The sequence below is a fragment of the Halopseudomonas pachastrellae genome, from assembly GCF_900114765.1.
Taxonomy (GTDB): Bacteria; Pseudomonadota; Gammaproteobacteria; order Pseudomonadales; family Pseudomonadaceae; genus Halopseudomonas; species Halopseudomonas pachastrellae.
On the sequence record NZ_FOUD01000021.1, the window covers coordinates 18,900 to 30,613 of the forward strand.

Sequence of the window (11,714 nt, forward strand, 5' to 3'; positions counted from 1 at the left end):
GTTACTACGGCTGATACGCTGCGCAGAGCTGGCAGCTCGCCCGGCTGGCGGATAAAATACGCGGCTTCCAAAGAATGGCAGTCCATGCCACCGCTCTCCGTGAGGTTCCTGATGTCCACCCCGTCCAACGCCCCAAAAGTTGGCTTTGTTTCACTCGGCTGCCCGAAGGCATTGGTCGATTCCGAGCGCATTCTGACTCAGCTGCGCACCGAAGGTTATCAGGTGGTACCCACCTACGAAGACGCTGACGTGGTGGTGGTCAATACCTGCGGTTTTATCGATACCGCCAAGGCTGAATCGCTGGACGCCATTGGCGAAGCCATCGCCGAGAACGGCCGCGTCATCGTCACCGGCTGCATGGGCGTTGAAGAAAGCGCGATCCGTGACGTACACCCAAGCGTGTTGGCCGTGACCGGTCCGCAGCAGTACGAGCAGGTGGTTAACGCAGTGCACGAAGTTGTCCCGCCGAAGCAGGACCACAACCCGCTTATCGATCTGGTGCCGCCGCAGGGCGTCAAGCTCACGCCGCGCCACTACGCTTACCTGAAGATTTCCGAAGGCTGCAACCACAGCTGCAGCTTCTGCATCATTCCGTCCATGCGCGGCAAGCTGGTCAGCCGCCCGGTCGGTGACGTGCTGAGCGAAGCCGAGCGCCTGGCCAAGGCTGGCGTGAAGGAAGTACTGGTCATCTCCCAGGACACCAGCGCCTACGGCGTCGACATCAAGTACCGCACTGGCTTCTGGAACGGCCGTCCGGTGAAGTCGCGCATGACCGAAATGTGCGAGGCACTGAGCGAGCTGGGCGTGTGGGTTCGCCTGCACTACGTCTACCCCTACCCGCACGTGGACCAACTCATCCCGCTGATGGCCGAAGGCAAAATCCTGCCGTACCTGGATATCCCCTTCCAGCACGCCAGCCCGACCGTGCTCAAGGCCATGAAGCGCCCGGCGTTTGAAGACAAGACCCTCGCACGCATCAAGAAGTGGCGCGAGATCTGCCCAGAGCTGACCATTCGCTCGACCTTTATCGTCGGCTTCCCGGGCGAAACCGAAGAAGACTTCCAGTACCTGCTCGATTGGCTGACTGAAGCGCAGCTCGACCGCGTGGGCTGCTTCAAGTACTCGCCAGTCGAGGGCGCGCCTGCCAACGATCTCGGTCTTGAGCCGATTCCGGAAGACGTCCAGCAGGACCGTTGGGAGCGCTTTATGGCGCACCAGCAAGCGATTTCCACTGCGCGCCTGCAGCAGAAAATCGGCAAGACCATCCAGGTCATCATCGACGAAGTGGACGAAGAAGGCCCGATCGGCCGCTCAATGGCCGACGCGCCGGAAATCGACGGCAACGTCTACCTCGATACCGACGAAGACCTCAAACCGGGCGATATCGTCACCGTCGTCGTGACCGACGCCGACGAGTACGACCTCTGGGCCCAGCTGGCCTGAGCCGGCCCTGAACGATCACCTCGCGCTGCGCGGTGACCGTTTCTCCCTCTTTTCTCCCTTCTCATGCCGACACGGAGGCAGTCATGAGCACGACACCCGGAAAACTCGGTTTCAACGCAACCTGGGCAATGGCGGTCGGCGGCATGATTGGCGGGGGTATTTTCTCAACGCTGGGTGTTGTGGTCGGCATCGCCGGATCGTTGGCGTGGTTGAGTTTTGTCGCTGCCGGGCTGATCGCCCTGGCCGCCGGGTACAGCTACGTCAAACTGGCTGCCCATTGCAATCGCGGTGGCGGCGCGTTTACCTTCCTGTTAGCAGTAAACCAGCGCAACTTTGCCGGTACCCTGGCGTGGGTGTTGATCGTTGGCTACGTGCTGACCAATGCCGTGTACGCGGTGACCTTTGGCGAATACCTCGGCCACGTCATCGGGCTTGGCCCGTGGGTGCCGCGTGTCACCGGCATCGCCATTATCGCGCTGTTCATCCTGCCTAATCTGCGTGGCGTTGGGGTGACTGGTGGCGTCGAGATTTTGCTGGTGTGGTTCAAGGTTGTGGCGTTGCTTGGGCTGGCTAGTTGGGGGCTGATTCACTGGAACCCACCTGCCTTGAGTCAAGGCGTACCCGACGCCAGTCTAATTGCGGCCCTGTTCGGCGCGGCCTCGGTGTTCATGGCGTACGAGGGGTTTCAGCTGCTCACCTACGACTACGAAGACATCGACAACCCCAAACGCACCCTGCCACGTGCGGTGCTGTCGGCGATCATCGTGGTTATTCTGATTTACGTGATGGTGGCGCTCGGCACCACCATGCTGATTGGTGCAGATCATGTCATCCTGCACAAAGAAGTCGCGTTGGCCATCGCCGGTGAAAAGGCCTTTGGCACCGTCGGGCTCGTGCTAGTTACCATTGCGGCTGCCTTCTCGACCGGGTCGGCGATCAACGCCACGCTATTTGCCACTGCGCGGTTAACACACCGCGTCGCGCTGGATGGCGAACTCCCTGCTGCGGTTGATCATCACAACCGGCAAGGCGCGCCGGATCGAGCCGTTATCGGTTTGGGCGTGATCGCCGCCGTGCTGGTCGCCACCGGCTCGCTGATTGCGCTGGTTGAAGCGGCCAGCCTGACCTTCCTGTTTACCTTCGCCGTCGTCTGCACCTTGGCATTTCGCCTGCGTGCAGGACACCGATTGATCACTGGTTTCGGCGCAGCGACGGGCGCCCTCGCCTGCGTTGCGCTGGTCGTTCAACTACTGCAAAGCGACCCGCTGGCACTAGTGTTTCTGGGCGTACTGGTACTGATCGCGCTGTTCGGGCGCCCGTTGCTGCTACGCAAACTGGGTACCCGTCAGCCCTGATCAGCCTCAATCCAGCAAATGCCGCTGTTCATACAGTTGCTGCCAGTGCGCGCCCTGCTTGCCGCTGACTTCGGTATCGAAGTAATGACGTACCCGGCGGCGGTCTTGCGGGTTGTCTTTCAGCGCTGCGCCGATGATGAAATGCAGCAGGTCCTCCGGCGCCATCTTGCCGCCGCGGTAATACCAGGCGTACACCATCAGCGCATGAGCCACCGCGACCGCTTCTGCAGTCGACATCACGGCGGCGGCCAGCCGGTCGGTGCTGCGGCCGCTGAGCGTTTGGCCGTTACGCAATTCGTGAAACACCGTCACCAGCATGTCCAGAATCACCGGATCAGCCGCCATCTCCACACCTGACTGCTGCGCCAACAGGCTGGATTCGCGCAGCACAATGTCCAGTTCGGCATCCAGATCGTCGATAGGCTCGATGGTTTCAAAGTTAAGCCGGCGTTTCAGCGCCGCGCTCATGTCGAACAGGCCACGGTCGAGCGAGTTGGACGTAGCGATGACGTTGAAGCCTTCGCGGGCATAGAGCACGCCGTCCTCGCCCTGCAGTTCAGGTATCTGCAGTTGACGCTCGGACAGAATCGACAACAGCGCGTCCTGTACCAGCTGCGGGCAGCGGGCCAGTTCCTCGAAGCGTACCAGCTTGCCCAGCTCCATCCCGATGAACAACGCTCCCGGAATCAGCGCCTCGCGGCATGGTCCCAGTTTTTCGAGCAGGCTGGTGTTCCAGTCATAGATCAGTTGGCGGTAGTGCGAAATGGTTCCGCCCTGAATGGTCAGCCGCGATTGCCCTGACACACCACAGGCAATCAGCTCGGATAACCACGACTTGGCGGTACCGGGCTCGCCGATGAGCATGGCACCACGGTTGGTCGCCAATGAAACGATGACCCGGCTGACCAGCTCACGCGGCGCGACAAACTTGCGTTCGATACCGAGCGCCTCGTTACCCAGCACAAAGTGCTCGATGGCCGTGGGTGACAGCAGCCAACCCGGTGGCACCGGCCCCTCATCCCACTGTTGAAGTTTTACCAACTGCTCGTGAAAGCGATCTTCTGCGGCTGGCCGCTGGATGGCCTTGTCTTTCATGTCCATGCTCCTCAAGCCTTCCATTGACCGCGTTTCTCCGGCGCCATGCGTTCTTGCGGCAGAATCCGCGGCAGCTCGCTGAGCGGGATATTGCCCTGAATGACATGATCCAACGCGCTGTCGCGCATGGTGTACAGGCCCGAATCCAATGCCAACGCCCGCAGCTCACCGACCGGGGTATGGCGCGACACTGCGTTGCGCAGCTCTCCGTTGAACTGCAGATACTCGATAACCCCGACTCGGCCTTTGGTGCCGGTGCCGTTGCACTGGGCGCAGCCTTTGCCGCGGAAACAGCGAAAGCCCTTTGGAAGCGCCTTGGGAAATACCTCTTTGAGTATCTCCGGATCGGGCTCGTCTTCGACCTTGCAGTGCTCACAAATGCGCTTGGCCAGGCGCTGGGCGATCACGGCCAGCAGCTCGCTGGCCAACGAATTGGGGTGAACGTTGAGGTCGAACAGGCGCTGCACCGCATCAACCGCATCGTTGCAGTGCAAGGTGGACAGCACCACATGACCAGTCTGGGAAGCACGGATCGCTTCCTGCGCGGTTTCGTGATCGCGGATCTCGCCAACCAGAATCACATCCGGATCCTGGCGCACAAACGAGCGCATGGCATCGGCAAAGCTGAAGCCGATGTCGGGTCGTACGCGGGTCTGTTGGATGTTGTCGATGGAGTATTCGATCGGATCTTCGACCGTGATCACCTTACGCGTGGTGTCTTCGGCCAGCAGCTGCAGCCCGGCATTCAGCGTGGTGGTTTTGCCAGAGCCCGTTGGCCCGACCACCAACACCAACCCCGCCGGGTTGCGCAGCAAACGGCGATAGGCGCTGGCAATGTGATCCTGCATGCCGAGCTTTTTGATACTGATCAGCGACGAGTTTTGCGGCAGCAGGCGGATGACCACGTGCTCGCCATGCAGCGAGGGCTGTACCTGAACGCGCAGGTCATAGCGGGTGTTACCCACGCGGGCCTGCGAGCGGCCGCCCTGGGGCAGGCGACGTTCGGCGATATTCAGCTCGGAACGCAGCTTAACGACGTTGATCAGGCCGGCGTATTCGGCCGGCGTGATGTAGTAATGATCAAGGTCGCGCAGTTCGCCATCCACCCGCAGCCGCACGCGAACATTGGCCCCGTAGCGCTCCAGGTGAATATCACTGGCGCGATCGGCCACGGCATCCAGCAGCAAGGCTTCATACAGGTTGACCAGCCGCGCATCACTGTGCGGCGCTTCAGACGACAGCAGATCCGCAGCCTTGGCGTTCGTTTTCTCGTCGGCGCTCTGCAGGCCCTTTTCACCCCGCTCCAGCGCACCCCAGATGCGCCGATAATCAACCGGCGTGACCAGTACACGGTTGATCTTCAGGCCCGGAAACAACTGCTGCACCTCATCCATCGGGGCGTTCGGGTCCCGGCAGGCGACGGTGACGCTGGTTTTATCGGCATGGATGGGGATGATGTGCTCGTGACTCAGATAAGCGCGAGACAGATTGCCGTGCAGCGTCGGGTCAATCTGCGCCATGACCTCGTTGGCGCTGAGCAGCGGCAAACCGTATTGGTCTGCCAGCGCGCGATACAGCTTTTGTGCATCGATGTTCTGCAGTCGCGCGATTTCATCGACCACCAGGGTACGGTTGCGGCCTGCTCTGGCGCGGGCCTCCGTTAGCATATCTGGCGAGACAAAGCCCAGCTCAACGTAGATCTCATCGCCAGCCGGAACAAACTCGATATACCCGTGCTCGCTGCGCGCAATGCGTTTGTTGCCCCGGTTGATGTACTTGACCAGCAATTGGCGCGACGCCTCGCCAATGTCGACGCACAGAAACTCCCCGCGCAGGACCAGTTGATCCCACAGCGGCTCGCGCGTCTTGATCTTGGGGGTGGACACCACAATCAGGTCAAAGGGTGCCAGGTCGGCGGCGCCCGCTGCAGCATCACCGCAGCGCACCGTCACGTTGTGCAGCCCCTGCGCAGCCAGCGCGGTACGCGAGAATTCGGCCAGTGGCTGCAGACGCTCCACGGCGATGACCTCTTTGGCCAGCACCGCCAATACCGCGGTCAAATAGCCCGACCCCGAGCCCAGGTGTAACACCCGTGATTCGGGACCGATCCGGCAGGCTTGCAGAATCTGCTCTACCGTCTTGCGCGGAGGGATACCGCGACCGGCCACGCGCCGTTGTCCGTGACTGAGAATAAAAGCCTTGCGATCAATAGTCGCCAGCGCATGGGCGCAGCGATTCTGCCAGTCCTTGTTCTGCAATATAGCCCCCTGCCAGCAGCATCATGTTCTTCTCTCAGCATACCTCAGCGCCGACTTGTGCCTAATCAAAAATTAGCCTGCCTGAAACACCCAGCGCGCACCATCTAATGACATTTACTGCCCATTGAGTGCGTGAATTAAACGGTATCATTGCAGTCGGCTTTGCTCGCGCAGCCGATCTTTGTCATATTCCATAAGTTAATCCGCGGCCCAGGCAATTGTAGGGAACAGCCAATGGCGGTAGACCGCAGTATCACCGAATCAACCAGCACCACCCTGCGATCCCTGTTTGACTCAGTAGGAGCCTATGTTTACGCAAAGGATCGCAACGGGGCCTACCTGTATGCCAACAAGGCAATATGTGAGCTCTATAGCCGCCCGCTCGACTATATCCTCGGCAAGACTGACGCCGACTTCATGGATATGGCCCATTCGGACTCGCTGATTCGCAACGACCGCGAAGTGCTTGAGCATGGCGCCGAGCTGCACGAAGAAGAGCAGATTCTGTTGCTGCACGAGAGTGAGCCCCGTCTGTTCTGGACCATCAAGGTGCCGATCCTGGGACCACATAACGAAATCATCGGCTTAACCGGCATTTCCTCCCAGCTTGGTGACGACTTTCGCCACACCTCGGACGCGATCCGTCACAACCAGTTGCTCAACACCATTCTGGCTAACGTTGATGCTTACATTTATGTGAAAGACTTCGACGGCACCTACCTCTATGCCAACCAGCAGGTGATATCCCTTTTTGGGCGCACCCAGGATGACGTTGTCGGCTTAACTGACCTTGATGTGCATGGCCCTGACGTCTCACGGCGGATTATGACGCTGGACCGGGACGTACTCGATTCTCAGCAGCGCCGCGCGTGCGAAGAGCTTCTGGTGGACAGCTCGGGTGCGCAGCGCCACTTTTGGTCAATCAAGATGCCTATTCGACTGCCGGGCCACCCCCGCGCGCTGATCGGTTTTTCGTCTGACATAACCGAGCTGCTTGCCTTGCGCCGCGACGCAGAGCAGGCGCGCACTGTGGACGTGCTTACCGGTTTGCTCAATCGCACCGGGCTCGAAGAGGCGCTTTCCAGGTACATAGCGACGAACACGGAGCACCAGGCTGCACTTGTCACTATTAACCTGGATCAGTTCAAGTACCTGAACAACAGCCTGGGCCAAAGCGCAGGTGATGACGTACTGCGCCAGGCGGCTCAGCGCCTGGAGACGGCCAGTTGGCTGCAAGGACAGCTGGCACGGGTCGGCGGCAATACCTTCGTGGTGCTGCTCACGCAAATCAAAGAGCCGGAGGAAGCGGCGGTTTTCGCCGAGCGTATCAGGCTGTTGCTCAACGAGCCGTATCGACTGAATGACCAGCCCTTTCATCTTACCGCCAGCCTGGGTATCGGACTGTATTCCGATAACGGGTGCACGGCGCAGACCCTGCTCGCCAATGCCGAATCGGCCATGTATCACGCCAAGGAGCAGGGACGAAATCGTTGGAGTTTTTATTCCCACTCGCTTAGTAAGGCGGCCACGGAGCGACTCGATTTGGAGCACGACCTGCGTGCCGCATTAACGGCGCAGCAGTTCGAGCTTTACTACCAACCCAAGGTCGCCGCCAGTGACGGGCGCATCACCGGTGTCGAGGCCCTGATTCGTTGGAACCGGCCGGATCACGGCCTGATACCGCCTGACCGCTTTATTCCGCTCGCCGAGCAGCTGGGGCTGATTGTGGAGATGGGCGACTGGGTCATTGAACAGGCCTGCCGGCAGATGGCGGCCTGGGCCAGTGAAGGCATGCTGGTCTCGATTGCCGTAAATCTCTCGCCGGCGCAGCTATCTCATCCATCGCTGATAGATCGGGTTGCTACGCTGATCAAGGCGTACAGCATACGTCCGGGCATGCTGCACATGGAGGTGACCGAGTCGATGATGCTTAACGATCCGGAAGAGGCAATCAAGCATCTGCAGGCGCTGCGAGACTTAGGCGTAACACTGTCGATTGATGACTTTGGTACCGGTTATTCATCAATGGCCTACCTCAAGCGCTTGCCGGTCAACAAAATCAAGCTGGACCGCAGCTTCATTCAGCAGATTGCCAGCGATCCGCGCGAAGCGGACCTCTGTGCGGGCATCATTGCATTGGCCCACAAGCTGGGTTTGGGGGTCGTGGCCGAGGGTGTAGAAACGCAAGAACAGCAGCAGATTCTGACCGGCATGGAGTGCGACGTGTTTCAAGGGTACCTGTTCAGCAAGCCGATGCAGGTTGCTGCGGCTACCGAGTACCTCAGCGCTCCGCGCGGCGCTGCAATCAGCTGACAATCAACCGGGGGCCACCCGACATAGCGCTGCGGGGGCACCTACTGCGCTAGCGGCGCTGGAGAGATAAACATGGACAATCTGGCTCTGGCCTGTCGCTGCGGCACCATCAGCGGCCGTGCAATCAAGGTTTACCCTCATCACGGCACCCGCGTTGTGTGCTACTGCAAGGACTGCCAAGCTTTTGCGCAGGCCCTTGGGGTTGCGGAGACCACGCTCGACGCCTATGGCGGTACAGACATATACCAGCTGCCGGCAGCACGAGTGCAGATTCACCGTGGTCAGGAGCAGGTTCGCTGCCTGCGACTCAGTGAAAAGGGGCTGTATCGCTGGTACGCGGGCTGCTGCAACACGCCCATCGCCAATACGCTCGCGCCACGCATGCCCCTGATCGGGCTGATCCACACTTTCATCAGTGACCCCGGCGCGGAGGGCAAGACCGGGCCGATACGTGCCAGGGTAAACTTGGGAGGCGCAACCGGAGAGATTCCCCGCGAGCTGGTGCGCTCTGCACCCGCCAAGGGCTATGTGCGCAAGCTGCTGTTCAAGATCCTGCAATGGAAGCTAACCGGCCAGTCCCGGCCCAACCCCTTCTTTACCGGAAACCAGCCGATCTGCACACCAGAGATTCACGCTCAGAGTGGTGGCGAGCATTGAAGCAAGTGTGCTCGAACCTGTGGCTGGCAGACGGCGACACTGTGTTCTTTTTTACGCTGCCCTACAGCACCCGAATGACCATCATTCGTCTGGCAAATTGCGACCTCTGGGTGCATAGCCCGGTTAGGCTGACCGCTGACCTGCGCACACAGGTCAACGCCCTGGGGAATGTTCGCTGGCTGATCGCGCCCAACCATCTGCACCACCTCTTTGTTGCCGACTGGCAGCAGGCCTGGCCGGAGGCTGATCTTTGGGGCACCCAGGAGGTGCAGAACAAACGCCCCGACCTGCATTTCCGCGGCACTCTGGACGACACCGCAGGTCCATGGCGCGAAGAGATTGACCAATGCCTGTTCAGTGGCTCACCTGCCATGACAGAGTGCGTGTTTTTCCATCGCCGTTCAGCAACCCTGATTGTCACTGACCTGATCGAGAATTTTGATCCGGCGCAGCTCACACCGATAAAGCGCGTGATGGCGCGTCTGGCCGGGATTGTTGCGCCCAAGGGTGGCATGCCGCTGGATTGGCGCCTCAGTTTTCGCCGTCACCGTGCGCAAGCCAGGGCCAACCTGGAGCAGATTCTTTGCTGGCGACCGGAGCGAATCGTCATGGCGCACGGCATGCTGGTCGCGGCGGGCTGCGATGCCTTTTTGCGACGCGCGTTTGCGTGGCTGGGGCCCAGTCCGGACATCCCGCACAGGCAGGATACCGATAAAAACTGAACATTTGGTCCAGATTTTCAGCTACATTAAACTGGTCTGTGAAACGCCCATGAAGGGCTACCCGGACAGACAGGGATGATCACCAATGGGGCTAAGCCGTACCTTGCCGATATTCATGTTTGTGCTGCTCTTGTTCAGCGGTGCGACCCTGGCCGAACCGCGCATCGCGCTGCAGTCGCCAGTGGTCAATCTAACCTCTTTCCAGGTCGGCTATTACATCGACGACAGCCAAACGCTTGGCTTTGACGACGTACGCCAGCAATCCTTCAAAGAGACTAGCAGTACCACGACACTGGGCACCAACGCCCGGGTCACCTGGTTTCGCATCCCGCTGGACAATCAAACTGACCAGGAGCTGGCGCTCAATGTCCACCTGCCCCATGCCTATCACGTACGCTCAGTCGCGTTTTACCAGGAGCGTGACGGCCAACTGGTGCACAGCGACATCCTGGACCTGGAGGACGTGGACGCCAGCGGCCTGATGTTCCGTGGCAGTGCGGTTTACCCCATCACCCTGCCCGCCCAGTCCAGCACCACACTGTACGTGCGCAGTGACGCCTACTCGCACCAATGGTTCGCGCTGGAGATTTTTGATCAGGAGCATTCAAGGCAAGCCCTGGTTGGGGTTGCCAACGACATAGCGCTGCTGGTCGGCATGATGGTCGCACTGGTGTTCTATAACCTGCTGCTGTATCTGGCGACCAGCAAGATCGAGAACATCTATTACTCGTTCTACCTGATCTCCGGGCTGGTCTGGATTGCCCTGTCCTACGGGCTGGTGGCAAGCCTGTTCGATGCCTATGGGCACGAGCTATTCATGCTGAATATCTCGCTGATTACCATGCCTATATTCCTGCTGCTGTTCATGATGGCGATTTTCGAGACCCGTCAGCACTATCCGATTGAGCATCGTTTTCTGCAGGCAGTCTTGATCCCCTTGTGTGCAATGTTCGTGTGGGGGCTGTTCGATATATCCGCCGCGCTCAAGCCTGCCAGCAGCATGGCCCTTATCATGATGACGGTTACCCTGTCGGTCAGCGTATCGCTGCTGCGCAAAGGGCACCCGCTGGCCAAGTATTTTCTGGTTGGCCATACCCTTTTCGTTATTTTCAATGCGTTGGCAGTGCTGTTTTACAAGGGACTGATCGAGCCCAGCTATCTCGCCAGCCATGGCACCGGGCTGGGCATCATGCTGGAAGCATTGATGCTGGCCTTTATCATCTCCCACCGCATCAAGATTCTGGAGGACATCAGGGCGTCGCAGGAGGAGCTGAAGGAGCAGGCCTCCACTGATCCACTGACAAGTCTGCACAACCGGCGTTACTTCTCTACCGAGGCGGAGTTTCTCCTCGCCTTGTGCCGTGAGCAAAAGCGCCCCATGGCCGTCATGATCGCGGATATCGATCACTTCAAACGCGTCAACGACACCTGGGGACATCCGGTTGGTGACAGAGTCATTGTGCGTATCGCGCAAACCCTGAAAAGCTGTTGCCGCAGTCGCGATCTGCTCGCGCGCTTCGGCGGCGAAGAGTTCGTTATCCTCTTGCCCGATGCAGATCTGCAGCAGGCGGCGCTCTGTGCGGAACGGATTCGTGCGACAGTGGCGACAACCGCCTTTCAGATGGGCGACGGCGACACGGCGCATGTGTCCCTGAGCATCGGTGTCGCACTGGTCGACGTTGAGCACGACAGCATTCAATCTGCATTGGACCGTGCCGATCAGGCGCTCTACACAGCCAAGCAAGACGGGCGTAATCGGGTTGCCATCTCCGAGGCGGCTGCGGCGGCTTGACGCGCAGTCGGTGCAACCGTCCAAGATCTGCTGCGTGAGATCATCGCGCAGCATCAACTGCCCTATCTCAGGCCCTCAG

General features: G+C 59.7%; 8 protein-coding genes. 6 read left to right on the forward strand and 2 right to left on the reverse strand.

The annotated features are described in order from the left end of the window. Positions 1 to 111 precede the first annotated feature (111 nt). Together rimO and BM116_RS15680 are read left to right on the forward strand one after the other, a co-directional pair. Positions 112 to 1,443 (forward strand): 30S ribosomal protein S12 methylthiotransferase RimO, encoded by a 1,332-nt coding sequence (gene rimO, locus BM116_RS15675; protein ID WP_083726358.1) that lies wholly within the window; start codon positions 112 to 114, stop codon positions 1,441 to 1,443. 83 nt (positions 1,444 to 1,526) lie between these two features. Then, positions 1,527 to 2,798 (forward strand): APC family permease, encoded by a 1,272-nt coding sequence (locus BM116_RS15680; protein WP_083726356.1) that lies wholly within the window; start codon positions 1,527 to 1,529, stop codon positions 2,796 to 2,798. 6 nt (positions 2,799 to 2,804) lie between these two features. Here BM116_RS15680 and BM116_RS15685 read toward each other — a convergent pair whose 3' ends face one another. Next, positions 2,805 to 3,893 carry an ATP-binding protein gene (locus BM116_RS15685; protein ID WP_083726354.1) on the reverse strand — a complete coding sequence of 363 codons (1,089 nt, stop codon included), beginning with the start codon at positions 3,891 to 3,893 and terminating at the stop codon, positions 2,805 to 2,807. Between the two features lie 11 nt (positions 3,894 to 3,904). Beyond that, on the reverse strand, positions 3,905 to 6,151 hold the full coding sequence (locus BM116_RS15690; RefSeq protein WP_083726352.1) for an ATPase, T2SS/T4P/T4SS family: 2,247 nt from the start codon (positions 6,149 to 6,151) through the stop codon (positions 3,905 to 3,907). A 234-nt stretch (positions 6,152 to 6,385) separates the two neighbouring features. Between BM116_RS15690 and BM116_RS15695 the strand changes: the two genes are divergently transcribed. The 4 genes from BM116_RS15695 (at position 6,386) to BM116_RS15710 (ending at position 11,635) form a co-directional block, all read left to right on the forward strand. Then, positions 6,386 to 8,464, forward strand: coding sequence for a putative bifunctional diguanylate cyclase/phosphodiesterase (locus BM116_RS15695; RefSeq protein ID WP_083726350.1), 2,079 nt, complete (start codon positions 6,386 to 6,388; stop codon positions 8,462 to 8,464). Between the two features lie 72 nt (positions 8,465 to 8,536). Further along, the gene (locus tag BM116_RS15700; protein ID WP_083726348.1) at positions 8,537 to 9,121 is read left to right on the forward strand and encodes a DUF6151 family protein; all 585 of its coding nucleotides are present in this window, start codon (positions 8,537 to 8,539) and stop codon (positions 9,119 to 9,121) included. Between the two features lie 5 nt (positions 9,122 to 9,126). Continuing rightward, complete coding sequence (locus BM116_RS15705) at positions 9,127 to 9,843, forward strand: DUF4336 domain-containing protein (protein ID WP_235846780.1); 717 nt, start codon at positions 9,127 to 9,129, stop codon at positions 9,841 to 9,843. Between the two features lie 85 nt (positions 9,844 to 9,928). Next, a complete protein-coding gene (locus BM116_RS15710) occupies positions 9,929 to 11,635 on the forward strand; it encodes a sensor domain-containing diguanylate cyclase (RefSeq protein WP_083726344.1) in 1,707 nt (568 codons plus the stop codon). Positions 11,636 to 11,714: the final 79 nt, after the last annotated feature.